Genomic DNA, 26570 nt, shown 5'->3' on the forward strand with positions numbered 1-26570 from the left:
GAAGGCAGCGGAATGAAATCCGGTCAACGACGGACGGACGCCGCGGTGCCGCCAACCACGATGCAATGTGGCAGGCGATTCGACTGCGGGGGCTGGCCGTGAATCTGCGCCAGCAGGTTCGAGCACGCCGTCTGCCCGATGCCGTCGCTGGGTTGCGCCACGGTGGTCAGCGGCGGGGTCAGCAAGGCGCCAAAGCGCATGCCATCAAAGCCGCAGACTGAAATGTCGCTGGGCACGCGCAGCCCCAGCGCAACCAGGTCGGCGATGACGGCGGTGGCCAGCAAGTCGTTCGAGCAGAACAGCGCGGTGGGCGCCTGCTTGCCGCGCAGCGCGGCCTTGAGCACGTCGGCGTCGCTGCCGGTGTGCGAGCTCATGGCGATGTGCTGCACGGTGTCCAGGTTCAGCTTCTTGGCGCAGGCGCGCGCGCCCATCAGGCGGCGGCGTGCACGGTCGGACGCGGTCAAGGGGCCGGTCACCAGCGCAATGCGGCGGTGCCCCAGCGCGGCCAGATGCGCCACCATGTCGCTGGCCGCGGCGCGATTGTCGACAGACGCGAATGGGTGGGTGGATGACTCGTTATAGACCAGCACATAGGGCATGCCGGCGCTGTCCAGATCGTCCAGCGTGGCGCTTTTGTTCACGTCGGCAACCGTAAGAATCAAGCCATCCACCTGGTGATCCATCAAGCCTTGCACCGCCGCCGATTCAACGGCGGGGTCATAGCCGGTGGCGGTCAGCATGACGCTGTAGCCGGATTCGCGCGCCCGCCGTTCCGCGCCTTCGAAGCATTCGGCAAAGACGGGATTGGACAAGGTGGGCAGAATCAAACCGATGGTGCGGGTGCTGCCCGACCGCAGGCTGCGGCCCACGCGGTTGGGCCTGAAACCGGCGCGCTTGGCCACGTTGCGGATATGCGCCAGCGTCTCGGGATGCACGATCTCGGGCTGGTTGAACGCGCGCGAAACCGTCGCCGGCGAAACGCCTGCCTTGCGGGCCACTTCAATAATGGAAAAGCGGGGCGACGGGCGCGTGGCCATATCTGGATGACTGTCGATTTGCTGAAAACGATTTCATCTTACAAGACAAATATGACCTTTGTGTTGCACGGGTTTGCGCTATGCTGACGTGAACGCAACAACATAAAGCCAGGGCGCGGCGCAGGCGGATTACCCGGGAAAACACGGTGTTTTCGGTGTTTTTCCCAATTGACGCGGCGCGCACAATGGCTGGGATCGGTCCGCTGAATTCGCGTGGCGATTGCGCCGCGCGGCAAGCCAGGACAGACCCTCGGTCAAGGGGACCGGGTGCGCTTCTGCAGCCACGCAATGCGCGGCGCCGGATAGAGGAAAAGAAATGTCTATTGCCTTGAACAGACTTGGCGCGCTGGAAGCGGCGCGCAAGCTGCAACGGCGCGAGCTAACCGCGGTGCAACTGGTGCGAGCGTGCTTCGCCCGCATCGAGCAGCGCGAGAACACCATCCATGCCTGGACGGCGCTGCAGAAGCAGGCGGCGCTGGACCACGCCCAAGCGCTGGATGACGGCGCCCTGCGCGGCCCGCTGCACGGCCTGCCCATCGGCGTGAAAGACCTGTTCGACACCGTCGACCTGCCCACCCGCTATGGTTCGCCCATTTATGAACGCCACCGCCCCGGCCTGGACGCCGCGTCTGTGGCGCTTTGCCGTGGCGCGGGCGCCGTTGTGGTGGGCAAGACGGTCACCACGGAATTTGCTACCTACCAGGCAGGTCCCACGCGCAACCCGCGCAACGAAGCCTATACGCCGGGCGGCTCGTCCAGCGGTTCAGCGGCCGCTGTCGCGGATGACATGGTGCCCTTCGCCTTGGGGTCGCAAACGGCCGGTTCGATCATTCGTCCGGCCTCGTACTGCGGCATCGTGGGCTTCAAGCCCACGTTCGGGGCGATTCCGCGCGCGGGGGTGAAGAGCCTGGCCGAATCGCTGGACACCGTCGGCGGGTTCGCGCGGTCGGTGCCGGACGTGGCGCTGTTTGCCTCGGTGATGATGCGCGATGCGCGCATGCTGAACCTGTCCTACGACGCCAAGCCGCGCGTCGGCATGTGCCGCACGTTGCAATGGCGGCATGCGCAGGCCGAAACCAAGGAAGCCTTCGCGCAGGCCGCGGCCACGCTGTCGCGCGCGGGCGCCGTGGTGCAAGAGGTGCCGCTGCCCGCGCAGGATTGCATGCTGGTGCAGTTGCACGCCGACATCATGGCGTTCGAAGCCTCGCAGTCGCTGGCCTACGAACGCCTGCAACACGCCAGCCAGCTCAGCCCGAAGATTCAGGCGGTGCTGGAAGCAGGGTCGCAGATCACAGCGGAACAACACATCAGGAATCTGGCCAGGGCCGAGGAATCGCGCGCCCGCGTCAATAGTTGGTTCGAGGACTACGACGTGGTGCTGGCGCCCAGCGCCGCCGGCGAAGCGCCGTTTGCTGACCTGGGCACCGGCGACCCGCAGTTCTCGCGGCCCTGGACCCTGTTCGGCCTGCCCTGCTTGAACCTGCCCTTCGCCACGGGCCCGCAAGGCCTGCCCGTGGGGCTGCAGTTGATCGGGCAACGCTACGACGACTACCGCACGCTGGCAATCGGCGCCTGGGTCCATGAGCGGCTGCTGGAGGCCAATGAAGCCGATATCGGCGCCTCCGACATGTGGCCGCGCGGCTGAACGCTATTCGGACAGTGTTGTGCAGAAAGCAGAAAGCCCGCCGATAAGGCGGGCTCTGTTTTGCCGGGTGCGCCAAAGAGAGGTGTGTCTTTGGGTGGTGGCCAGCCCATGTTTCGGGCTGGCTGTGGGCGTTCAGTGCAGCTTGTGCAGCGGGATCATGCGGCTTCGGCGGCTTCCTGCTCAGCGGACGCCACGGCGCCTGCGTTGATGTGGCGGTTGACGGCGCTCAGTACGGCCTGGAACGAGGCGGTCACGATGTCGCGGTCGATTCCTACGCCAAAGCCCGTGCCGGACTCGCCGACGCGCAGTTCCACGTAGGAGGCGGCACGCGTGCCGGTGCCGGTGCCAATGGCGTGCTCGTGGTAGTCCATGATGCGCACGGGCACGTCCAGCGCGGCAACGAAGGCCGAGATGGCGCCATCGCCCTTACCCGTGACGACCCGGCGTTCGCCGTTGTATTCCAGTTCGGCTTCGATGCTGAAGTGCTGGCCCTCGCCCGCCGACGGGTTGCCGTCGATGCGGTGGCGGATCAGCTTCCACGGCGTGTTCTGTTCAAGGTACTCACGATTGAAAATCGTGTGCACGTCGTCGGCGGTGACTTCGCTGCCGGTCTCATCCGTAACGCGCTGGATGGCGCGGCTGAATTCAATCTGCAGGCGGCGCGGCAAGACCAGGCCGTGTTCCTGTTCAAGCAGGTACGACACGCCACCCTTGCCGGACTGGCTGTTCACGCGGATCACGGCATCGTAGCTGCGGCCAAGGTCGGCGGGGTCGATCGGCAAGTACGGCACTTCCCAGACGGCGTCGGCTTGTTGCAGCGCAAAGCCCTTCTTGATGGCGTCCTGGTGCGAACCCGAGAACGCCGTGAAGACCAGGTCGCCCGCGTACGGATGGCGCGGGTGCACCGGCAATTGGTTGCAGTATTCGGCGCAGCGGCGCACTTCGTCGATGTCGGAGAAGTCCAGGCCCGGATGTACGCCTTGCGTGTACAGATTCAACGCGAGCGTGACGAGGTCGACGTTGCCGGTGCGTTCGCCGCTGCCGAACAGGCAGCCTTCGATCCGGTCGGCACCGGCCATCACGGCAAACTCAGCGGCGGCAACTGCCGTGCCGCGATCGTTGTGCGGATGCACGCTAAGCACGATGCTGTCGCGGCGCGCCAGGTTCTTGTGCATCCATTCGATCTGGTCGGCGTACAGGTTGGGGCTGGTGGCTTCGATGGTGGCGGGCAAATTCAGCACCATCTTGTGATCGGGCGTGGGCTGCCAGACATCGGCCACGGCATCCGACACTTCCAACGCGAATTCGGGTTCGGTGGTGCTGAACACTTCGGGCGAATACTCGTAGCTCCATTTGGTTTCGGGGCGCTGCGAGGTGTATTGCTTGATCAGGCGCGTGCCGGTGGTGGCGATGCCCTTGATCTCGTCCTTGGACATGTTGAACACGACCTTGCGGAAGGCCGGCGCGCAGGCGTTGTACATGTGGACGATGGCTTGCTTGGCGCCCGCGGCGGCTTCCACGGTGCGGCTGATCAAGTCTTCACGCGACTGCGTCAGCACGATGATGGTGACGTCATCGGGGATGCGTTTTTCGTCGATGAGCTTGCGCACGAAATCGAAGTCGGTCTGCGACGCGGACGGGAAACCCACTTCAATTTCCTTGAAGCCGATTTTCACCAGTTGTTCGAAGAAGCGGAGCTTGCGCTCGACGCTCATCGGTTCGATCAACGCCTGGTTGCCGTCGCGCAAGTCGGTGCTCATCCAGATCGGCGCCTTGGTGATGCGGCGGCTGGGCCAGGTGCGTTCGGAGAAGTCGCGGGCAAAGGGCGCGAAGGGGACGTATTTGGTGGCGGGGTTGGCAAGCATCATTACTACACCTCGATCGGTATCTTTTGAATCCCGTGAGCACTGAGTCTCGTCGGCGCCTGTGACCGGATGACGGTCTTGCGCCAGGGGTTGCCGTGATTAACCGGCAGGATTCACAAATAAATGGGGGAAATCGCGTGTGGCAAACGTGGCTGCCGAGCTACCACGGGGACACTAGGCCCGGCAACCGATCGGTAGGTATAGCGATAGCGCGGCGGCGAAGGAAGAGCGAGCGCGCAGGCCGGCGACCGGAGCGGCGAAGCGTCCGGTGGCAATCGCGGGGAGGGTGCGGTAAGCGGCCATAGGGTGCTAGTCAAACATACTTTTTCGACAAGCGCAAACAGAAACTGCCGGGATGGGGGTCAGCGCGCCGGGCCGATACGCGGTTCGACGTAGCGTTCGGTACGGGCGTCGCCACGTGGTTCGCGACGGCCATCATCTCGGGGATCCCGGGCTGGCAGGCTGGCCGATCCGTCCAGAATCTGCGCCTGTTCCGCCACCATGGAGATCTTGCCAATGCGATTGTGGCGAATTTCAGACAATGCGCGGCGCAAGTCGCCTACAGTGAAGGGTTCCTGGCGGTCGCCCCAGGTCCAGCGCAGCACGCCCAATGATTCTTCAGTCAGATTGGGGGCCAGGTCGGCCAGGACGTCGGTGCCTACCGGCGTCGCCGCGCCTGAGGCCAGGCTGGCCGAAAACCAGGCGCGCACGGAGAAGAAGACGATCAGGGTCCAGATACCGGCGACGACCCACCAGATGTAAGGATTGACCTTCTGCGCCATGTCCTGGGTGGGTTGGCCCAGGGTATGCAGGAAGTCGTAGTTCATGCGTCTGCCGAAATCCAGTATCCACGAGGCAATCAGATACCAAAGGACGATGGCGACGGCGATGACTATCGCGCGCACAACGATTCGGGGTAGCGCCAGTTTGAGCAGGGTCTGGCCGATAAGTCGGCTGTCCTGGCGAACGCTTGCGGGCGAAGTCAGATTCATCATGCAAAATATTGTACCTATGACCCGTCCAATTTTAGAACTGCGACCTGGCCAGCATTTGACGCTGACCCCTCAACTGCAGCAATCGATACGATTGTTGCAGTTGTCCACGCTCGACCTTGAGGCCGAGATCTCGCAAGTGCTGGCGGACAACCCGCTGCTGGAGCGTGAAGACGACACCCCCGCCGCCGAGGCGCAAGCCGAATCCGAGCGCGAATCCTCCGTGCAGGACGATGAGCCCGCGGTAGAGCGCGAGACGCCAGTGGACGAAATGCCCGGCTCGGGCGGGGTCTATTCGGATGATGATTCCGGCCTGCCCGAGGCGGCGCGCCCCGACACCCTGCGCGAGCATCTGCTGGGCCAATTGATGTTGACTCGGGCCGCCCCGCGTGACGCCGCGCTGGCTGCGCTGCTGATCGACGAACTGGACGAAAACGGGTATCTGGGGTCGCCGCTAGAGGAAATCCTGACGTGGCTGCCCGCCGACATGGAGCCGGACCTGGACGAATTGCGCGCTGCGCTGTCCTTGTTGCAGTCGTTCGACCCGCCTGGCATCGGTGCGCGAGACATGGCCGACTGCCTGGTGTTGCAATTGCGCCATCCCGACCTGTCCCGGTTGCCGGAAGCGGCTGACGGGGCGGTTTTAGCGTGCGCCCGGGTTATCTGCGCGCAGCATCTGCCCGTACTGGCCACGGGTAACGCCGCTCGCCTTTGCGCCGCCGTGGGCTGTGACGAGGCGACCTTTCGTGCTGCCCATTCGCTGATCCTGCGGTTGGAACCTCGCCCCGGACGGGCCTGGACGGTGCCGGCGGCTGATTACGCCGTGCCGGACGTCATCGTGCGCAAGACCCGGCGCGGGTGGCAAGTCACGCTCAACAGCGCTGCCGTGCCCCGGTTGCAGATCAACGGCCTGTATGCGCAGATGCTGGGCAACCAGAAGGAATCCGCGCACGCGGGCCTGCAGACCCAATTGCAGCAAGCCAGATGGATGATCCGCAACGTGGAGCAGCGCTTTGACACGATCCTGCGGGTCGCCCAGGCGATCGTGGAACGCCAGACCGCGTTCTTCAGCCAGGGGCCGTCAGCTATGCGCCCGTTGATCCTGAAAGACATTGCGGGCGAGCTCGGATTGCACGAATCGACCATTTCACGGGCTACAACACAGAAGTACATGCTCACTCCGTTCGGCACGCTGGAGCTCAAGCGCTTCTTCGGCACGGGCGTCTCCACGGACGGCGGCGATGCAACGTCCGCCACGGCGGTGCAGACGTTCATCCGCCAAATGGTGGCTGAAGAGAACCGTGCCAAGCCCTTGTCCGATAGCCAGATCATGCAGAAACTGGCCGATCAGGGGATAGTCATCGCCCGTCGGACGGTGGCAAAGTACCGCGAAGCGCTGCGGATTGCCCCCGCCACGCTGCGCAAGGCACAGGCTAGCGCGCGTTGAAATAGGGGACGATTCCGCGCGGATTCGTCCTTTGTTTCAAGGGCTTGCGTGACAATTCCGCTACAACTTTTTTTGGGTGCGGGGCTTGTCATCCGTCGAATAATTTTCGATAATCATTCGCATGTACATTTGCGTATGTAATGCCATCACCGAACGCCAAGTCCGCGCCAGCGTGGACGGTGGCGCGACGACGCTCTCCGACCTGCAATTCGAGCTGGGCGTGGCCACGTGCTGCGGCTGCTGCGCGGCAACCGCCGCCGAATACCTGCCGGGCGGCCGCTGCTCCAGCGTGTGCGACGTCCGCTCCATCGCCGTTCCGGTCAATGCTCCTGCCACTCTGGTTGAGTCGGGCGCGGCTGCCAACAACAGCAGCTTCCCCATTCCGCTGGTCGCCGCGGGCTGAGTATTGCCGTCCCATTCCGGCTCGCTGAGATTTCCCAGCGGGCCGCGCTGTTTTTCCCGCCGTTTTCCTGCAGCTATTCCCACTGTTTTTCCGTTGATCCCCTTTTGCCGGTCCTGGGTTGCAAAACTGCAACCTGATGGCATCAGTGCGTTTGCCACGGAAAACTCCCAGTCTTCCTCTCATTAACCGAGCCTCTGCGCGCAATATGCCGAGTGTTTGCGGCGGATGGGTGCGCGCCACGCCGCATCGTGCTTGTGTTGCATGCGCAAGGCATCAAGTACGCATACTCATTCTCATTGGCTTGTCGCTTTCTTGTAGCGGTCCTAAAGCGGTTTACCAAATGCAGAGCAAGGCTAGGCGCGGCCCCGCGGCAGGTGGTAGTCTGCCGGGGTTGCGTACGCGCGGCATCGTGCGCTCCTTTGTCGCGATGCACTCGCGTCGCGCCTGACTGCAAGGAGTCCATTATGAAAGGCGACAAAACCGTCATCCAGTTCTTGAACAAGCAACTGACCAACGAACTGACGGCCATCAACCAATACTTCCTGCATGCCCGCATGCTGAACCATTGGGGCTTCGACAAGCTGGGCAAGCACGAATACGAAGAATCCATCGGTGAGATGAAACACGCGGATCGCCTGATCGCGCGCATCTTCATGTTGGATGGCCTGCCCAACCTGCAAGACCTGCACAAGCTGCTGATCGGTGAAGACGTGCCCGAGCTGCTTGCCTGTGACCTGAAGCTGGAGCAAGCAGCGCACACCACCGTTGTGGAAGCCATTGCCTATTGTGAATCGGTGCGTGACTACGTCTCGCGCGATCTGTTCCAGGACATCCTGGACGACACCGAAGAGCACATCGATTATCTGGAAACCCAGATTGAACTGATCGACAAGGTCGGCATCCAGAATTACCTGCAAAGCCAGATGTCCGTGCCCGAGTAATCGGTCCGACAGCCAGGCAATGAAATGGCGCCCCACGGGGCGCCATTTTCATGGGCGGTGTAAAGACGACAGAGTTACTGCGGACGAGCCGGGCATTCGGCCATGGTGCCCCAGGCGCGATTGGGTGCGCAGTACTTGTTGCGCGCGTTCCAGGAGCAGGAGGGGCGCTCGAAGAAGCCTTGCGTGGCGCACTGGGCCAACTCGCGCTTCAGCGAGTCCTGCCAGCCGGGCACGCCGGGCGCGGGCGACGTGTTTGGGGGCGGCGGCGGCGCCTGGATCATTTGGGACGTGCCGTAGCCGCCGGTCTGCATCTGCCCGCCATTGATGGCGGTGGAGGTGCCAGGCACTTGCAGATCCATCGTGGTGACATCCGACGAGCCGGACGGTAGCGGCACTTCCGATGCCGCCGCGATTTCGCGGGCTTGCTCAGGCGTGATGCGTTCGCGCGAGAGCTGCACGGCGGGATCGCTGACAGTGTCGAACAGCGACACCGTATTGACCTGCCATTGTCGGTCAGCGGGCTTGTCCGGCACGCCCAGCGTGCCGTCAATGCGGGGCTGCGGCGGTTGCGCCACATAAGGGCGGCCGTTGGCGTCCAGCACAGGCTGCTGCGAAGCCGCCGCGTCCTGTCCAGGAGCCGGTGCCGCGGGCGGCGCGTGCGCTACCAGCCAGTCACCCAGTTGAATACCGCCCCAGGCCGACGCGCCAAGCGCGATCAGGAGCGTTGCGAATAATAAGCGCCAAGACATTGCTACCCTCATCTGCCGTGCGGAGCCCGAACGGGCCTACGCCTTGTCCCCGAAAACTTTGCCTCCATGCTCGCGCATGGCATGGAATTTAACCTCGGGATACAGATCCTCGGCTACGCGCAACTGCGCATGGGAACTGATCAAAAACGCCGCAGCATCGACGACATCATAGGCGATATGGGCGGCATTGGCATCCATGAACTTGCGCAGCGCTTTCGGGTTTTCAGACGTAATCCAACGTGCCATTGTGTAGCGCGAAGGCAGCATCCGGGCGTCCGCGCCGTACTCGGTTTTCAGGCGATGGGCGACCACTTCAAACTGCAATTGGCCGATGGCGCCCAGCAGCAGCGAGCCGCCGGCGGCTTCGGGGCGGAACACCTGAATGGCGCCTTCTTCGCCCAGTTGGGTCAGGCCGGTGCGCAGTTGCTTGGTGCGCAGCGGGTCCTTCACTTCCACCGCCTGGAACAGTTCCGGCGCGAAGAACGGCAGGCCGGTGAATTGCAGCGTTTCGCCTTCGGTCAGCACATCGCCCAATTGCAGCACGCCGTGGTTCGGAATGCCGATCACATCGCCGGCATAGGCCTCGTCCAGCAGTTCGCGTCGCTGCGACAGGAACGACACCACGTTGTTCGGCCGCATTTCCTTGTTGGTACGGGCTACCTTCAAACGCATGCCGCGTTCAAAGCGGCCCGAGCTGACGCGCACGAATGCAACGCGGTCGCGGTGGGCCGGGTCCATGTTGGCTTGCACCTTGAACACCACGCCGGTGAACTTGGGTTCTTCCGGCAGCACTTCGCGCTGCAGCGCCATGCGCGGGCCGGGGGCGGCGCATGGTCGACCAGCGCGTCCAGCACTTCCTGGACGCCGAAGTTATTGATGGCGGACCCGAAGAACACCGGGGTCTGCTTGCCGGCCAGGAACTGATCGCGGTCGAACGGGGGCGCGGCTTCGTTGATGAGCTCGATCTCACCGCTGGCCTGGTCAAACGCCGAGCCGTAACGACGGGCGATTTCGGGGTTGCTCAGGCCTTCGATGACGTCGTCATTGTCCGAGCGGCGTTCCTGCCCGGGGCGAAACACGCGCATGCGGTCGCGGCGAATGTCGAACACGCCGCCAAACGCCTTGCCCATGCCGACCGGCCACGAGAACGGCACGGCGTCCATGCCCAGGTGCCCTTCGATTTCCGACAGCAGTTCCAGCGGCTCGCGCACTTCGCGGTCCATCTTGTTGATGAACGTGATGATGGGCGTGTTGCGCGCGCGGCAGACCTGCAGCAGGCGGATCGTTTGCGGCTCCACGCCATTGGCGGCGTCGATCACCATCAGCGCGGCGTCCACCGCCGTCAGCACCCGGTAGGTATCTTCCGAGAAGTCCTGGTGGCCCGGGGTGTCGAGCAGGTTGATGACGCAGTCGCGGTATTCCATCTGCATGACCGACGAGGCCACGGAAATGCCGCGTTGCTTTTCGATTTCCATCCAGTCGGACGAGGCATGGCGCGAGGCTTTGCGCGCCTTGACGCTACCGGCGATCTGGATCGCGCCTGCGAACAGCAACAGCTTTTCGGTCAGCGTGGTCTTGCCCGCGTCGGGGTGGGAAATGATCGCGAACGTTCGGCGCCGCGCAACTTCTTGAGGGATATTCATGGTCGGGGAGATTGTACTTAACGCCGCTTTTGGAGCCGGCGCGGTACGGCATCGTGCATGAAAAAGCCTTGGGGCACGCGCTGTCGCCAGCGAGCACCGCAAGGCCCGAAAATTCAGGAATGGCGGCGGAACGACGCCAGGAATACACCAGCCAGAATGAACAGCGACCCGAAGGTGCGGTTCATCCAGCGGATGTGTTTGGCATCGCGCAGCAGGCGCAACACGCGCGCCGCCAACAACGTGTAGACACCCATGGCGACCAGGTCGGTTAAAGCAAGCGTACCGGCCAGCGCCATGTATTGCGGCGTCAGCGCCAACGTGGGGTCCACGAATTGCGGCACCACGGCCAAGAGGAACACCGTGCCCTTGGGGTTCATGGTGTTGATCAGGAACCCGCGCATGACGAGTTCACGGATCGAGGCCTGCTTGGGGTCGCCCGCGTCCACCGCGACGGGCGCGGCGTCGGTGCGAATCTGGCGCACGCCCAGGTAGATCAAATACGCCACGCCCAGATACTTGACCACATTGAAGGCCATTTCAGACGTAGCCAGCACCGCGCCCAAGCCTACGGCCACGACGACGAACTGGAACAGGATGCCCAGGATGAGGCCGGCCGTGTTCCAGTAGCCGCGTGCAAAGCCGTATTTCAATCCAGAGGACATCGCGGAAATCGCGCCCGCCCCGGGTGAGAACGAAATGGCCCAGGAGGCCAGGAAGAACGTCAACCAGGTGGATAAGGGCATGATGGCGCGGGTCCTTGGATCGCAGGAAAGAGGTGCCGGGATATTACTCGCTTGGCTTTACTTGCCCAGCAAGGCCGCACGCGGACGGCCCGAACCGCCATTGCCCGCCGGACGCGGGGCGCCTTCGGGACGGCGCGGGGCCTGCTGCGGGCGGCTTTCGCCGCGACCGGCGTGAGCCGGACGGTCAGCGGGCTTGCCGTCGCGCTGGCCACCGTTGCCACGACCTTCGCCACCGGCGCGAGCCGGAGCGGGGGCGCGGCCGCCGGTGGCGGCGCGGGCCTGGCCCTGGGCAGGACGCGAACGGCCGGCGCCAGCGTTGCCGCCGCGGCCAGCGTTACCGCCATTGCCGCCACGACCGCCGTTGCGGTTGCCGCCGCGCGGGCTGCGCGCGTCTTCATCGCGTTCCTGGCGTTCGAAGGCGGCGGCGCTGGTGGGCGACGGAGTCCAGCCTTCGACCGGCTTGCGCTCGATCGTCTTCTTGATCAGGCGTTCGATGTCCTTCAACAGCTTGATTTCGCTGTTGTCGACCAGCGAGACGGCAGCGCCCGTGGCGCCGGCGCGGCCGGTACGGCCGATACGGTGCACATAGTCTTCCGGCACGTTCGGCAGTTCGAAGTTCACCACCTGGGGAAGCTGGTCGATGTCCAGGCCACGGGCGGCGATGTCGGTCGCCACCAGCACCGTCACGGTGCTGTCCTTGAAGCCGGCCAGCGCGCGCGTGCGGGCCGATTGGCTCTTGTTGCCGTGGATGGCGGCGGCGGTCAGGCCGTCCTTGACCAGCTTTTCAGCCAGGCGGTTGGCCCCGTGCTTGGTGCGCGTGAACACCAGCACCTGGTGCCAGCCGCTTTCACGGATGATGTGGCTGATCAGGTCGCGTTTGTGATGCTGTTCCACCATGTGCACCGTCTGGGTGACCAGCTCGGTGGCGGTGTTGCGCGGGGTGACCGAGACTTCGCCCGGGTTGTTCAGCACGCCACGCGCCAGCGTGCGGATTTCGTCCGAGAACGTGGCCGAGAACAGCAGGTTCTGGCGTTGCTTGGGCAACAGGGCAAGAATCTTGCGGATGTCGCGGATGAAGCCCATGTCCAGCATGCGGTCGGCTTCGTCCAGCACCAGGATTTCGACGCCGGACAAGTCCACCGTCTTCTGGCCGCAATGGTCGAGCAGACGGCCCGGCGTGGCCACCAGGATGTCCAGCGGCTTGCGCAGCGCGGAGATCTGGGGGTTGATATTGACGCCGCCAAACATCACCATGGACGTCAGCGAGGTGTATTTGCCGTAGGTTTGCACCGATTCGGCCACCTGCGCGGTCAGTTCGCGCGTCGGGGTCAGGATCAGGCAACGGGGGCGGCCGGGCTTGCGCGCTTCCGGCTTTTGCTGCATCAACAAATGCAGGATGGGCAGCGTGAAACCGGCGGTCTTGCCGGTGCCGGTCTGGGCGGCGGCGAGCAGGTCGCCACCTTTCAAAACTTGGGGAATCGCCTGGGCTTGAATAGGCGTGGGTGCGGTGTAGCCGGTATCGGCAATGGCGCGCAACAGGGAATCAGCCAGCCCGAGGTCGGCGAAAGGGGAAGAGGTAGTCAAAACAACTCCAGCGGCAGCCCGTCGCTCAAGTTGAGAGACTCCAATCCAGGCGGACGAATAAGGAGAAAAGGGAAGCGCCCTGATGGGCGAAGCTTGGCAGCGAAGGGCCATAGCGGACGTGTGCAGATTGGCAAAGCACACTCGGCGATTGTAGCTGATGTGGCGGTGCAGCAGCGGATTGCTTTACCGGTGCTGTATTGCGACGTAACAACTTGCAGCGTATCAGAACGAAATACGTGTTTTCCCTAGGGCGCACTCCCTATAATCGCTGCGCATCTATCCATTCAAAGAAATAAAGGGTCGCTATGAAAAAATCGGCATTAGTGGGCGTCGTGGTTGTTCTGGGCGCGGTGTGGACCGGCACGGCCTGGTACACGGGCCAAAAGGCCGAGGCGTTCGTCAACCAGTCCATCGGCGACGCCAACGTTGAACTGAAGAAGTTCAGCGACCAATGGGGCATTGCCTCCGCCGTGGAGTTGATGTCGTTTGAGCGCGGCGTGTTTTCGTCCACCGCGCGCTATCGCGTCAAGTTCACCCTGCCGGCCGCCGAGGGCAAGCCCGCCGAAGAGCGCGACGTGGTGTTCGTCGAGCATTTGTCGCATGGCCCGCTGCCGATGTCGAACCTGAAGTCGGGTTCTTTCGCGCCGGCCATGGTGGCCAGCGACTTCGTGCTGGAAGAGACCCCGACGGTCAAGGAATGGTTTGCCGCCACCAAGGGCGCGGCGCCGCTGTCGGGCCACTACAGCGTCAGCTATGGCAAGGACATCACCGGCAAGTTCAACATGGCGCCGGCCGAGGTCGCGAAGGATGGCACCAGCCTTTCCTTTTCGGGCATGACGGGTAACTTCGACTACACGATCGACACCAAGCACGGCATTTTCGACCTGAAGACCGACAAGCTGGTGCTGGCCGGCCAGAGCGACAACAGCGACGTGGTCAACATGACCATGCAGGGCATTGCGCTGACCAGCGACATGACGCCGGCGTCCAACGACATGTACGTGGGCAACCAGAAGCTGACGCTGAAGGACTGGACGATCACGTCCAAGGAAAAGCCGCCTGTCCAGTTCAAGGACACGTCGATTGCCGTCGACATGACCGAAACCGGTTCGGCCATGGGCGCAAAGATGGCCCTGGATTTCGGCATGATCAACGTGCAGGCCAAGGATGTGGCCGGCATGAAGCTGGGCATCGACGTGCAGAAGCTGGACGCCAAGGCGTTCAAGGCGCTGAACGACGTCTATGAAGCCGCCTCGCGTCGCATGATGCAAAGCAATGGCGAAGAGCAACTGCCGCAGTTCACGCCGGAAGAGCAGCAGGTCATCAAGACCAATCTTGAACAGATTTTGGCGGGCAACCCGACGCTGGCCGTGTCGCCGCTGGAAGTGCGCACCGCCAACGGCACATCCACGTTCAACCTGAACCTGGACTTCGCCAAGCCGGCGTCCATGGACGGTGACATTGCCGATACGCTGACGCAAGCCGTGCGCAAGCTGGACGCCAAGCTGGTGCTGTCCAAGGGCAACCTGGGCGACCTGATGGCCATCGAGCCGCAGATGCGTGGCGTGCCGGCCGAACAAGCCGTGCAAACCGCCAAGGGCCAAGCCGAAATGGTCGCCACGATGGCCACCGCGATGGGCATGGCCAAGGTCGAGGACAACAACATCGTTACCTACCTGAACTACGCTGACGGCCAGGTCGACTTCAACGGCAAGAAGATGCCGGTTGAACAGTTCCTGATGATGGTCATGAGCGGCGCGATGGGTGGTGCGCGTTAAGCGTGTTGTGACCCCGCGGCGCCGATAAGCATCGGCGCCGTCGCGTAAAGACTGCTGCGCCGTAAAGGCGTGGCAGTTTTTTTTGCGCTTGGCGATTCCATCAAAACAAGAAAAATCTCGGAATCGGTATGAGCCGGACATGTGGAGTCACGTTCGCACATGCCCGGCGGGCATCCTGATACCGGTTGCTGTCCATACTGTGACCTCAGGTCATCGGGTATGGAACCATGAAGAAAATAGGGATTGCTGGCGTGCTGGGATTGGCGCTTGGCGCGACGATCGCCGGGGGGGCCTGGTACACAGGCAAACGGGCGGAAAGTGATCTGGACCAGACGCTGGGGCAGATCAACGGTGCGTTGCAGGCATTGGGCGCATGGGGCGGCCAAGCCGTGCCCGTCATCGAACTGATGGCATCCGAGCGGGGCGTTTTCTCGACCACGCGGCGGTACCGGTTGACGTTGGCGCCCGCCGCGGGGGAGACGGGCCAGTCGCAAGAGCTCAAGTTTGTCGAAACGCTGGACCATGGCCCGTTTCCGCTTCAACGCCTGAAGGCGGGAAGGTATGCGCCGGCGATGGTGGCGGGCCGCATTCGCTTGGAAGATTCCGCCTTCGTCAAAGATTGGTTTGCCGCCGCCAATGGCAAAGTGCCGGTGTCGGGCGAATACGACATTGATTACAGCAAGCAGTATTCGGCCCGCTTCGACGCAACGGTAATGGCGCTACAACAAGGCACGGCCATCATCCAGGCCTGGAACCTGACGGCCAACGTTGGCTACTCCACCGCCCGGCAACGGGGGGTTGCGCAGTGGCGCGCGGACAAGCTGTTGGTGTTGGGGCATCGGCATCCGTCTTCAAGCTTTGAGCTGATCGCGCCGAGTTGGCGCCAGGAACTGACCCGCATGCCGGCCGGCGAGTTTGCGACGCAACAAAAGCTGTCGTTCACAACGGCTGCACTGACCGAGCATGGCCAGCCGCTATGGGTGGCGCAGGACACGGCTCTTGCCTTGGGCGCCGCGCGAACCGGCCGTCTTTGGGCCATCGACGCAAATGTTGATATCGGCGCGTTGAAGGGCCGGGACACGGGGAATGAAACCGTCGGCCTGCAATGGGCCGCAGCCGTCAAGAACTGGGATCAGCACGCCTTCAAGTCCCTGGTCGATACCTCTCTGACCTTGGCCGACCGTGCCGGTGAAACGGAATACGGGGCGGGTGCGCAGCAATTGATGGCGTCGATGGCGCTATATCTTCAGCAGTTTCTTGCCCGCAAACCCACCCTGTTCTCATCGCTGACAGTGCGCTCGGCGTCGAACACGTCCACCCTGAAGCTGGATCTTGGCCTGGCCCCGGCCGACCCTGCGCAACCGCAGCTTCAGATTCCCCTGTTTGGCATGCTGAGGACGCTGGATTTCAGCATGACGCTATCCAAGCCCATGCTGCGCGACGTGATCGCTCTGCGGCAGCGTCCGCCTGGCGTAGAGGTTCCGCTGCGCATCCGCAAGACGATGGCCGCAAAGCAGGTCGACACTATTGCGGATGCGCTGCGTGAAATGGGGCTGGCCAGCATTGACGGCGACGCCATACTGGCCCGTGTGAGCGTGGCTGACGGCATGGTGGAAGCCAACGGCGCCGTCATGCCATTGGATACGTTCCTGGGCCGGCTTGGCGGCATGCTCGATCTTGGGAATTGAGGCTTGGCCTTCCACCATATCCACGCCTGTTCATGATGCGCATCGTTGCCGGCATCTGACTCCGACCGTTTCATCGTGCCTTCCCAGGCTCGGGACGCACCGGATTACAGCGGCAAAGCCCCAGCCGCCAATTCGCCATTGCGCAGCACCGCCACATGAAAGCGCTTGTCGGCCGCCTTCAGGATGTCTTCCGTCGGGTCGCCCTGCACCAGCAGCAGATCAGCGATCTTGCCGTCGGCGATGGCGCCGTGTTCCGTCAGGCCCATCAGGTCGTGGCCGCGTGAGGTGCCGGCAATCAGCGCATCGATGGCCGTCATGCCAAATTCCACCATGTAGGCCAGCTCCATGGCGTTTTCGCCATGCAGGTTGAAGGGCGTGCCCGCGTCCGTGCCCAGCGCGATGCGGCCGCCGGCCTTGTAGTACATCTGGAACGACTCACGATGCCGCTGTTCGACGGCGCGCGCCTTTTCCACCGCGTAGGCGGGGATGCCGTTGTCGGCGTTGGCGATGATGTTGCGCACCGCGGCGATGGTGGGCACCAGATAGGTTTCGGCTTCCAGCATTTCGCGCAGGCAATCGTCGTCCATGAAGATGCCGTGTTCGATGGAATCAATGCCTGCGCGCACCGCGTTCAGAATGCCCTGCGTGCCTTGTGCATGGCTGGCCGTGCTTTTGCGAAAGCGCTTGGCTTCGTGCACGCCCGCCTTCAACTCGTCGAAGCTGTAGTGCGCGTCCATCGGACTCACGCCCGGCGTCATGACGCCGCCCGTGGCCATGATCTTCACGAGATCGCAGCCGGCATGCACTTGTTCGCGTACGGCCTTGATGACGTCTTCACAGCCGTCGGCGACGCGGCCAATGCGGTTGCCGTGTCCGCCCGTCATGCAGATGATGCGGCCAGACGCCTTGATGGTGGGGCCGGGAAACACGCCGCGCGCAATCGCGTCGCGCACGCCGAATTCAAGGTAATCCTTGCCGCCACAGTCGCGCAATGCCGTGACGCCGCCGCGCAAGCTGGCTTGCGCGTTCTCCAGTGCGGTCAGTGTGATCTGCGCCGGCCCCTGCTTGCTTAATTGCGCATTGGGATCGGCGCCGCCCGTGTAGACCAGATGCACGTGGCAATCCGCCAGGCTGGGCATCAGCGTCATGCCGGTGGTGTTGACCTGCGGACCGGCATAGCCTTCGAACGCGCTCGCGGGTGCCACGCGCGCCACACGCTTGCCTTCGACCAGCACGCCGTGATCGCGCAATATCTTGCCCTCGCCATCGAATACCTGGCCGCCGATGAACAGGGTCTGTCGTGTCGCCGTCATGTCTCGCTCCGGTTGCGCTCAGGCGTCAGCCTTCCACCACATCCAAGCCTTCACGAGACATGGATTGCAGGCGGGGCATCAGTCCAAGCAAGTGCTGGCTGTACGGATGTTGCGGATGCTCGAACAGGCTTTCGGTTTCCGCCACTTCCAGCAATTCCCCGTACCGCATCACGCCGACGCGGTCGCACATCTGGCGGATCACCGGCAGGTCGTGGCTGATGAACAGCATGGTCAGGCCCAGCTCTTCCTGCAGGTCTTTCAGCAGGTTCAAAATCTGCGCCTGAATCGATACGTCCAGCGCCGACGTGGGTTCGTCGCAGATCAAGAAGCGCGGGCGAGTGGCCAGCGCGCGGGCGATGCAGATGCGCTGGCGCTGGCCGCCTGAAAATTCATGCGGGAAGCGTTCGGCGGCACGGTCGCCCAGGCCCACGACGTCAAGCAGGTTGGCGACGATACGGCGCGCTTCGGCCTCGGATGCCGCCAATTTATGGAAGCGGATCGGTTCGGCGATGATGTCCAGTACGCGCATGCGCGGGTTCAGCGACGAGAACGGATCCTGGAAAATCATCTGGATCTGCCGCCGGAACGGATTCATCTGCTTTTCGCCTTTCAGCGCGGTCAGGTCCGTGCCGCCGAACGTCACCGAGCCTTCCGACGGGGTGTACAGGCCGGATATCAGCCGCGCGACCGTGGACTTGCCCGAGCCGGATTCGCCCACCAGCCCGAATACCTCGCCTTCGCCTATGGAGAAGTTGACGCGCTTGACCGCGTCCAGCGTGCGCTGATTGCGTTTGAACAGCGCGCTCTTGAGCACGAAGCGCATCGACAGATCGCGCACCTGCACCAGCGGGCCGTCCGTCTGCGCGCCGAAGTCGCGCCGCTGGCCCAGCCAGTGCGTGGCCAGGTCCAGCGGTTGCGACGGCGTCTTGACGTCTTCGATGTAGGTGACCAGCGGAAAGCGCTTGAGCTTGATGTCCGGACGCGGCACGGCGGAGATCAGGCTGCGTGTGTAGGGGTGGTCGGGGTCGCCCAGGATCTTGGTGGTGGGGCCTTGCTCAACAAGCTTGCCGCGATACAGCACCGCCACGCGGTCGGTCACGTCCGCAATCACGCCCATGTCGTGCGTGATGATGATCATGCCCACCTGCTGTTCGCGGCACAGCTTCTTCAGCAGCTCCAGGATCTGCGCCTGGATGGACACGTCCAGCGCGGTCGTGGGTTCGTCGGCAATGATGACTTCGGGTTCGCAGCACAGCGCCAAGGCAATCACCACGCGTTGGCGCATGCCACCCGAAAACTGGTGGGGGTATTGCTTGACGCGCAGTTCCGGCTGGTCGATGCCCACTTGCACCAGCAGTTGCACCGCGCGCGTCTTGGCTTCGGCTTGCGTCAGGTTCAGGTGGACCTGCATGGTTTCCACCAACTGGCTTTCCACCGTTTGCAGCGGGTCCAGGGACGTCAGCGGATCCTGGAAGATCATGCCGATGCGGCGTCCGCGCACCTTGCGCTTTTGCGCGGGCGTCAGCGTGTCGATGCGTTCGCCGTTCAGCAGCACCGAGCCGCCCGCTAGGCGCCCGGGCGCTTCCAGCAAGCCGATCACCGCATTGCCGATGGTGGACTTGCCGGCGCCGGATTCGCCCACCACGCCCAGGATCTCGCCCTTTTCCAGAGCCAGCGATACGCCGTCCACCGCCACCATCGTGCCGCGGCGGCTGGGGAATTCGATGCGGATGTCTTCTATGTTCAACAGGGCCATGACGTCCTCAGCGCAGCTTGGGGTTGAGCGCGTCGCGCAGCCAGTCACCCAGCAGGTTGACCGACAGCACCAGCGCTACCAGCGCAATGCCGGGGAATATCGAAATCCACCACATGCCCGAGAACAGGTAGCTGTTGCCGATGCGTATCAGCGTGCCGAGCGACGGCGCCGTGGGCGGCACCCCCACGCCCAGGAACGACAGCGTGGCTTCGGTGATGATGGCGATCGCCAGATGGATGGTGGCAATGACCAGCACCGGCCCCATGACGTTGGGCAGAATGTGGCGGCGCAGGATGGTGATGGGGCCAATGCCGATCAGCTTGGCCGCCTGCACGTATTCCTTGTTGCGTTCGACCAGCGTGGAGCCGCGCACGGTGCGCGCGTACTGCACCCAGCCCGAGATGCCGATGGCGAAGATCAGCACGTACAGGGCCAGTTGGTCGTGCATGTCGCGCGGCAATACGCCGCGCGCAACGCCGTCGATCAGCAGCGCCACCAGGATGGCGGGAAACGACAGTTGCACGTCCGCGATACGCATGATGAAGCTGTCGACGCGGCCGCCGGCGTAGCCGCTGATGAGGCCGAGCGTGACGCCCAGCACCATCGAGAACATCACCGACGCGAAGCCCACCAGCAAAGACACGCGCGATCCATACAGCACGGCGGAAAGTATGTCGCGGCCCTGGTCGTCGGTGCCCAGCAGGAAGGCGGGGCTGCCACCCTCTTCCCAGGCGGGCGGCGTGTTGGCGTCCATGATGCTCAAGGAAGCCAGGTCAAAGGGGTTGTGCGGCGCGATGATGGGCGCGAACAAGGCGCCCAGCAGAATGGCCAGCGTCACGATCGCGGCGATGATGGCGCCGGGCGAACGCTTGAAGCTGTGCCAGATGTCGCTGTCGGCCGCGCGGGCAAACATGGGAGCGATGCGAGCAATCATGTTGATTCCTTTACTTGCTCTGCACACGCAGACGCGGGTCCACGGCGAAGTACAGCAGGTCGACGACCAGGTTGATGACCACGAACATGAAGGCGATCAGCACCAGGTACGCCGCCATGACGGGGATGTCGACCATGCTGATTGCCTGGATGAACAAGAGGCCCATGCCGGGCCACTGGAACACGGTTTCGGTGATGATGGCGAAGGCGATGATGGAGCCCAGTTGCAGGCCCGTGATGGTGATGACGGGCACCATCGTGTTCTTCAGCGCGTGGCGGAAATTGATCAGCCGTTCCGGCAGGCCGCGGGCGCGCGCGAACTTGATGAAGTCGGCGCGCAGCACTTCCAGCATCTCGGCGCGCACCAGGCGCATGATCAAGGTCATCTGGAACAGCGCCAGCGTGATGGCGGGCATGATGAGCGCCAGCCATCCGGATTTGGTCAGGAAGCCCGTGGTCCACCATCCCAGGCTGACCACGTCGCCGCGCCCAAAGCTGGGCAGCCATCGAAGCTGCACGCCGAATACCAGGATAAGCAGGATGCCGATCAGGAACGTGGGCAGCGAGATCCCTGCCAAGGACAGCGCCATGAAGGCCTTGGACAGGATGCCGTGACGCCTGAGTGCCGTGTAGATGCCCATGGGAATGCCCAGTGCCAGGGCCATTACGGCGGAGACGAACGACAGTTCCAGCGTGGCGGGCATGCGCTCTTCAAGCAGCTCGCTGACGGGCCGGCGCTGCCGGTATGAAATACCGAAGTCGCCCTGCACGGCGTTGCCGACGAAGCGCGCGAACTGCACCACGAAGGGGTCGTCCAGGCCCAGGCGCACGCGCAATTCCGCGCGTTGTTCGGGCGTGGTGTCCTGGCCGACCATGCTGGCGATGGGATCGCCTACGTAGCGGAACATGGAGAACGCGATCAGCGCCACCGTCAACATCACCAGCACCGACTGGATAAGCCGTTGCGCAATAAAGGAAAGCATTATCAGTTGCCCTCGTTTGCAGATAACGCCGGGCCGCGCTTGCCATGAAAAGCCGAAAAGCGGGGCTGGGCCGGGCGCGCCCGGATGGCTTGCGCCATCCGGGGCTCAGGTCGTCAAAGGATTACGACAAGAGGGGTTACGGCAACACCACGTCGCGCAGATCAAGCACGTCGTCGGCGCGCTGGATGACCTTGATGTTGTCCTTCACGCCCCAGGACATCGGCTGCTGGTGCAGCGGCAGGTAGCCGAAGTCCTTGCGCACGATCTCGAAGGCTTCCGTGATCATGGCGTTGCGCTTGGTCTGATCGGTTTCAACGCCGACCTTGTTGGTCAGGTCGTCCACCTTCTTGTTGCAGTAGCCACCCAGGTTGAACTGGCCGGCGGCGGTCTTGGCGTCGCGGCAGGCCGCGAGGTTCAGCAGCACGTTGTGCGCGTCGGTGGAGCTGGGCGTCCAACCCAGCATGTACATGCTGGTCTGGTTGCCGGCTTGCAGCAGGATCTTGCCGAAGTACTTGGACTTGGTCTGCGCCAGCAGGTTGATCTTGATGCCCACGCGCGCCAGCATGCCGGCGACCGCCTGGCAGATCTTTTCGTCGTTGACGTAGCGGTCGTTCGGGCAGTCCATCGTGACGGTGAAGCCCTTCGGATAGCCCGCTTCGGCCAGGAGCTTCTTGGCGCGTTCGGGGTCGGGCTTGAACGGCGCGCCGTAGGAGTCCGAGTAGCCGTTGATGGCGGTGGCCACCAGCGAACCCAGCGGCTTGGCCGCGCCGCGCATGATCTTTTCGTTGATGGCCTTGGTGTCCACGGCCAGCACGACGGCTTCGCGCACCTTGGCGTCCTTGAACGGGTTCTTGCCCTTGACGTCCGAGAACAGCAGTTCGTCGCGGTGCTGATCCATGCCGATGAAGATGGCGCGCGCCTCGGGCGCGGTCAGCGGCTTCACGCCCTTGGCGTCTTCAATGCGCTTCCAGTCTTGCACCGGCACCGGTTGCACCAGGTCCATTTCACCGGAGATCAACGCGGCGACGCGCGTAGCTTCCTGCGTGATGGGCTGGAAGATGACTTCGTCGACGTTGGTCTTGATGTTCTTGTTCCAGTAGCCGTCGTAGCGCTTGAGCACCGTCTTCACATCCGGCTGACGCGACACCAGCATGAAGGGGCCGGTGCCATTGGCGTTCAGGTTGGCGTAATTGCCCTGGTTGTCGCCCTTGACGTTGGTGGCTTCGGTGGTGTTGTGCTTTTCCGCCCACGTCTTGCTCATGATGTACAGGAACACCCATTCGCGCGGCAGGATGGGGTTGGGCGTGGGGGTCGTGACTTCAATGGTGAAGTCGTCGATCTTCTTGATGTCGGAAGCCTTGGCGCCGTAGCCCTTCATGTCGGACCCGGGGGTCAGGCTGCGCTTCCAGGAGAAGATGACGTCGTCGGCGGTGAACGGCGAGCCGTCGTGGAACTTGACCCCTTTGCGCAGCTTGAACACCCACTTGGTGGGCTCCGGGTTTTCCCAGCTTTCGGCCAGCAGGGGCGTCAATTTCAGGTCGCCGTCATAGCCGGCCAGCGTTTCGTAGATGTTGCCCTGGAAGCCCAGCGTGAACGTTTCGTTCAAGGCCATCGGGTCCATCGACGTGGCATCGCCTTGATACGCCCAGTGGAACGTCTTGGCGGACACGCCGGCGCTGAACGCCAGCGATGCGGCAATGGTGGCCGCCAGCGCAGCTTGCTTTAGGTGGGGAAAAGTACGCATAGCCCTCATGCTCCGTGTGGTGCGCGGATCGCGCGACAGAAGTGACAGAGCCCCGGCCCCAACGGGGTCCAGGGCATGGCGTTGCTGCTTACTGCGAAGGAAGGTGCGGGGTTGAGCGGCGCGCGGCGCGAACTGCGCACAGGCCGTGGAGGGCGATGCCGGGCATCACTGCAGAGGACTTCGACTTCACGATAGATCCAACCCCTTTTGATTGTCACGGCCGGGACGAGCCCGCGCCAATGCAGATCGAATCTTATAGACCCATTCGTTTAAGCGTCAATCGGTTTGGATTGGGGTTAGCCCGTGCTTGCCGTCTGCCTTGAATGGTGCAGGTTGGCGGCCTTTCATGCGGTGTTGGCGGGGCCGGCAGCAAGGGCGCGCGCCAGTTCCTGAACGATGCGTTTGCGGCGGTCGCTGTCTTCATGATGCTTGCCCAGTGCTGACCATTCGGGGCGGCTGCGTGCTTCTTTCAGCGCGTCGGGCAAAGGCCCCTTTTTCCAGGCGTCGTCATCCGGCAGGGTGAGCTTCAAGGGTTCGCGCGCGGCGTGGCCGCGGCGTTCCAGCGCGTCGATCAAGTGGCGTTGGCGCAAGGCAAGCAAGCGCAGCACGGCATCGTCGACACTGATCTCGCGCCAGCCGCGCAGCTTGCCCGCGACACGCTTGCCCAGCTTTTCCACGCCCTGCCACAAGCCGCCCGCCGCCGCGCCGACCAACATGCCGGTGCCCAGGCTCAGGCCCGCGCTGAACAGGTCCACCGCCGCACCGGCCATGGCGCCGGCGGCGGCGCCCATGCCCATCTGCACACCCATGTCCTTGAGCGCCTGCGGATGGAAGAGGTCCATGCCCCAGCGTTCGCCTTGCAGCGGCAGCGCGTCATCGCTGAAGTCGGACGCGCGGAAGTTGTAGAGCGCCAGCAAGGCGTTCACGCAAGCCTGTTCGCGTTGGCGCACGTGGTCGCGCAACTGGTTTGACGCGGCGGCCAGCGCGACGTCGTCGCTGGGGCTGGTGAGATGCAGCGCCGCGACGTCGATAAGCAGATCGGCCAGTAGTTCGTAGGCGGCGGCGTGGCGTTCGCGGCGCTGCGTGGACAGGCTGTCGGCCAGGCGCGCCAGTGCGCCGGCGTGGCGGTCCAGCAGCACGCCCAGCTTGGCGTAGAGCTGCTGTTCGCCATCCAGCGGCGGCGCCACGGTGTCGAACTCCACCACGGCATGCAGGCCCAGCCGCGCCATGGCGTCGCGCCATTCGTCGGCGCGGTGCGCGGGCGCGTTCACGAAATTCAACACGGGCAGCAAGGGGCGGCCGCAGGCGGCAAGAATGGCGAGTTCGTCGCGATGCTTGCCAAGTACAGGGTCGCGCGCGTCGATCACGTACAGCGCCGCGTCGCACTCCAGCATTTTTGCCAGCACGCGGGCTTCTTGTTCGAAACGGCCATGCGCTTCGGGCGTGTCCAGAAAGCGGCGGATGCGCGCGGGGCCGTCCAGCCGTTCGTCAGTGGTGCCCAGGCGTTCCAGGTATTCCAGCAGCGCGATGCTGTCTTCCATGCCAGGCGTGTCGAACCATTCCAGCACTGCGCGCCCGTCCAGGCGCAGGCGTGCGCCTTCCACGTGGCGGGTGGTGCCGGGGCTGTCGGCGACTTCTCCAAAGCCGGTGTCGCGCGTCAAGGTACGCAACAGCGAGGTCTTGCCGGTGTTGGTGTGGCCGACCAGGGCGATTTTGATGATGTCCTCAGCCATGGTGGGGCTCCAGCCATGTGAGCGGCAGCGTGGGCGTTTGCAGGATGGCGTCTGCCGGCAAACCCAACGCCAGCAAGCGTTCGCGCCACAGCGCGGCTCGCGTGGCCGCGCCGTCTTCGACGGAAGCGATCAGCCAGACGCCGGTGTGGCCCGCATGGGCGGAGAGTTCGGCGATCAGCGACAAGGTGCCGCGGTCTGGGGTTTGGCGCGCGTCGCAGGCGATCAGCAAGCGCGATGCCGCGGCTTGGGCCAAGGCGTCGAGCACGCGGTTGCGTTCTTCGCGCGTGTCCAGGTTGCCGGCCATCTGCACGCTGGCGGGCAAGCCAGTGGGTGGCCAGGCCATGTCGGCGGGCAGTTCCAGTGCCAGCAGCACGGGCTGCCCCGCCAGATCAGGAAGGGATGCGGCCTGCATGCGCGGCTGGTGCAGCGCGTCGACCGGGCGGTCGATGCCGGTGGATTGCGCGGGCGGCTCCAGGCGGTCGCGCAGTGGCGAGAAGCCGGCAAGCGTGGGGTCGATGCGCAAGTGGCGCAACGCACGCAGCGTGGCGCCAATGCACAACGCCGCGGCCAGCAGGCGCGGCAAGATGCCGTAGACCACCAGCACGCCGATCAGCCACCACGACCATTGCACCTGTGCTTCGGCCGCCAGCGTCTGCGCCCCGTCGCTGGCGCGGATGACGGCGGCATCCGGCATCGGAAAGCCCAGATGCGCGGGCAGCCAGCCAATGGCCTGGGTCAGCCAGACAAAGGTATCGGGCGCCAGCAGCGTGGTGGCCCAGACGAAGCGGTAACTGGCGGTGGACAGCGCCACCAGCAAGGCCACCAGCGCGGCGCACAGCGCGGTCAGCCACAGCAGATGGCTGACCGCGCCAAAGAGCCAGCGCAAGGCGCCCGCGCGGGCCAGCAGGTTCAGAAAGGCTTGCGGCACCAGCGCGCTGTCGGGGCCGCGCGCCAGCTTGCGGGTGGCCCAGAGCCAGAGCCGGCCCAGCCCGGTTGCGGCGGAGGGCTTGAGCAGAAAGCTGGCCAGCCACAGCAGGAAGGTCAGGGCGTGCAGACCCAGCAAGGCGCCCAGCGCCCACAGCACGTTCACGGATCGGGTGCCATCGCCCAGCGCGCCCAGGGCCACGGCAATGCCGGACATCAGGGCCAGCACGAACAGCGCCGCCAGGATGGCCTGGGCGCTGCGGCGCCAGCCATCCACCAGCGGGGCAAGGTTCTCGCGTTGCGCCAGCAGGTCGGCGCGGGCCAGGATGCGGGACGGCAGATCGGTGTCAAGCTGGCGCACGTGCCGGACCGCGTCCGCATCGTCCAGCGGACCCCAATGCGTTTCACGCAGGCGGATGAGTTCGGCCAGCCAATGCGCGCGCAAGGGGCGCTGGGTGGCGGGGCCAGGCGGGGGATCAAAAGCGCGAGAGGTCGAGGACGGCATCGCGTCGGTAGGCAGCGCGGTCGGACCGCGGCGTGAGGCCGCAAAGGGCGATGCGCCATTGTAGACCGGGCGGATTCGCCGACGGGGGCGGAAAGCGGTGCGGAAAGTGGGGCAGACAGCGGTCAGATAGCGGTCAGGCGGTGGGCTACACATTGGGGCCGGAC

19 protein-coding genes and 1 pseudogene are annotated in these 26570 nt (G+C 64.0%); 6 read left to right on the forward strand and 14 right to left on the reverse strand.

The window, feature by feature from the left end:
* Nucleotides 1–23: 23 nt before the first annotated feature.
* Nucleotides 24–1037, reverse strand: a complete 1014-nt coding sequence (locus P8T11_RS20490) for a LacI family DNA-binding transcriptional regulator (protein ID WP_268080313.1) — start codon at nucleotides 1035–1037, stop codon at nucleotides 24–26.
* Nucleotides 1038–1353: 316 nt separating this feature from the next.
* Here P8T11_RS20490 and P8T11_RS20495 point away from each other — a divergent pair, with 316 nt between their 5' ends.
* Nucleotides 1354–2682: an amidase gene (locus tag P8T11_RS20495; protein ID WP_268080311.1), complete on the forward strand. Its 1329-nt coding sequence runs from the start codon at nucleotides 1354–1356 to the stop codon at nucleotides 2680–2682.
* A gap of 155 nt (nucleotides 2683–2837) precedes the next feature.
* Here P8T11_RS20495 and leuA read toward each other — a convergent pair whose 3' ends face one another.
* Complete coding sequence (leuA, locus tag P8T11_RS20500) at nucleotides 2838–4550, reverse strand: 2-isopropylmalate synthase (RefSeq protein WP_268080310.1); 1713 nt, start codon at nucleotides 4548–4550, stop codon at nucleotides 2838–2840.
* A gap of 359 nt (nucleotides 4551–4909) precedes the next feature.
* Nucleotides 4910–5542, reverse strand: coding sequence for a hypothetical protein (locus tag P8T11_RS20505; protein WP_268080309.1), 633 nt, complete (start codon nucleotides 5540–5542; stop codon nucleotides 4910–4912).
* Here P8T11_RS20505 and rpoN point away from each other — a divergent pair.
* The 3 genes from rpoN to bfr all read left to right on the forward strand — a co-directional run bounded on the left by rpoN (nucleotide 5541) and on the right by bfr (nucleotide 8330).
* On the forward strand, nucleotides 5541–6986 hold the full coding sequence (rpoN, locus tag P8T11_RS20510) for an RNA polymerase factor sigma-54 (RefSeq protein ID WP_268080308.1): 1446 nt from the start codon (nucleotides 5541–5543) through the stop codon (nucleotides 6984–6986). The two genes, P8T11_RS20505 and rpoN, sit on opposite strands and share 2 nt — an antisense overlap.
* A gap of 121 nt (nucleotides 6987–7107) precedes the next feature.
* Nucleotides 7108–7389: a (2Fe-2S)-binding protein gene (locus P8T11_RS20515; RefSeq protein ID WP_050448875.1), complete on the forward strand. Its 282-nt coding sequence runs from the start codon at nucleotides 7108–7110 to the stop codon at nucleotides 7387–7389.
* 464 nt (nucleotides 7390–7853) lie between these two features.
* On the forward strand, nucleotides 7854–8330 hold the full coding sequence (bfr, locus tag P8T11_RS20520; protein WP_050448876.1) for a bacterioferritin: 477 nt from the start codon (nucleotides 7854–7856) through the stop codon (nucleotides 8328–8330).
* Nucleotides 8331–8404: 74 nt separating this feature from the next.
* On the opposite strand, the gene P8T11_RS20525 is transcribed toward bfr, so the two are convergent.
* From P8T11_RS20525 to P8T11_RS20540, 4 genes and pseudogenes are all read right to left on the reverse strand, one after another.
* The gene (locus P8T11_RS20525; RefSeq protein ID WP_268080307.1) at nucleotides 8405–9091 is read right to left on the reverse strand and encodes a hypothetical protein; all 687 of its coding nucleotides are present in this window, start codon (nucleotides 9089–9091) and stop codon (nucleotides 8405–8407) included.
* A 24-nt stretch (nucleotides 9092–9115) separates the two neighbouring features.
* Nucleotides 9116–10722 (reverse strand): annotated as a pseudogene (locus tag P8T11_RS20530) (peptide chain release factor 3).
* A gap of 113 nt (nucleotides 10723–10835) precedes the next feature.
* Nucleotides 10836–11465, reverse strand: a complete 630-nt coding sequence (locus P8T11_RS20535) for a LysE family translocator (RefSeq protein WP_268080305.1) — start codon at nucleotides 11463–11465, stop codon at nucleotides 10836–10838.
* Nucleotides 11466–11522: 57 nt separating this feature from the next.
* Nucleotides 11523–13049 (reverse strand): DEAD/DEAH box helicase, encoded by a 1527-nt coding sequence (locus P8T11_RS20540; protein WP_050448880.1) that lies wholly within the window; start codon nucleotides 13047–13049, stop codon nucleotides 11523–11525.
* A gap of 305 nt (nucleotides 13050–13354) precedes the next feature.
* Here P8T11_RS20540 and P8T11_RS20545 point away from each other — a divergent pair, with 305 nt between their 5' ends.
* Both P8T11_RS20545 and P8T11_RS20550 read left to right on the forward strand, forming a co-directional pair.
* The gene (locus tag P8T11_RS20545) at nucleotides 13355–14827 is read left to right on the forward strand and encodes a YdgA family protein (RefSeq protein WP_268080304.1); all 1473 of its coding nucleotides are present in this window, start codon (nucleotides 13355–13357) and stop codon (nucleotides 14825–14827) included.
* 227 nt (nucleotides 14828–15054) lie between these two features.
* Nucleotides 15055–16515 (forward strand): YdgA family protein, encoded by a 1461-nt coding sequence (locus P8T11_RS20550; protein WP_268080302.1) that lies wholly within the window; start codon nucleotides 15055–15057, stop codon nucleotides 16513–16515.
* A gap of 104 nt (nucleotides 16516–16619) precedes the next feature.
* Here P8T11_RS20550 and P8T11_RS20555 read toward each other — a convergent pair whose 3' ends face one another.
* The 7 genes from P8T11_RS20555 to P8T11_RS20585 all read right to left on the reverse strand — a co-directional run bounded on the left by P8T11_RS20555 (nucleotide 16620) and on the right by P8T11_RS20585 (nucleotide 26406).
* Nucleotides 16620–17828, reverse strand: a complete 1209-nt coding sequence (locus tag P8T11_RS20555) for a metal-dependent hydrolase family protein (RefSeq protein WP_268080301.1) — start codon at nucleotides 17826–17828, stop codon at nucleotides 16620–16622.
* A gap of 25 nt (nucleotides 17829–17853) precedes the next feature.
* Entirely contained in the window at nucleotides 17854–19584 is a 1731-nt protein-coding gene (locus P8T11_RS20560; RefSeq protein ID WP_268080300.1) for a dipeptide ABC transporter ATP-binding protein, read from the reverse strand.
* 7 nt (nucleotides 19585–19591) lie between these two features.
* Complete coding sequence (locus P8T11_RS20565; RefSeq protein ID WP_268080299.1) at nucleotides 19592–20518, reverse strand: ABC transporter permease; 927 nt, start codon at nucleotides 20516–20518, stop codon at nucleotides 19592–19594.
* Between the two features lie 10 nt (nucleotides 20519–20528).
* Complete coding sequence (locus P8T11_RS20570; protein ID WP_268080298.1) at nucleotides 20529–21500, reverse strand: ABC transporter permease; 972 nt, start codon at nucleotides 21498–21500, stop codon at nucleotides 20529–20531.
* 136 nt (nucleotides 21501–21636) lie between these two features.
* Nucleotides 21637–23244: an ABC transporter substrate-binding protein gene (locus P8T11_RS20575; RefSeq protein ID WP_268080297.1), complete on the reverse strand. Its 1608-nt coding sequence runs from the start codon at nucleotides 23242–23244 to the stop codon at nucleotides 21637–21639.
* Nucleotides 23245–23588: 344 nt separating this feature from the next.
* Nucleotides 23589–24977 carry a GTPase/DUF3482 domain-containing protein gene (locus tag P8T11_RS20580; RefSeq protein WP_268080296.1) on the reverse strand — a complete coding sequence of 463 codons (1389 nt, stop codon included), beginning with the start codon at nucleotides 24975–24977 and terminating at the stop codon, nucleotides 23589–23591.
* Nucleotides 24970–26406: a DUF2868 domain-containing protein gene (locus P8T11_RS20585; RefSeq protein WP_268080295.1), complete on the reverse strand. Its 1437-nt coding sequence runs from the start codon at nucleotides 26404–26406 to the stop codon at nucleotides 24970–24972. The genes P8T11_RS20580 and P8T11_RS20585 overlap by 8 nt, the downstream gene beginning before the upstream one ends.
* Nucleotides 26407–26570 lie beyond the last annotated feature (164 nt).

The sequence above is a fragment of the Achromobacter spanius genome (genome assembly GCF_029637605.1).
Taxonomy (GTDB): Bacteria; Pseudomonadota; Gammaproteobacteria; order Burkholderiales; family Burkholderiaceae_B; genus Achromobacter; species Achromobacter spanius_E.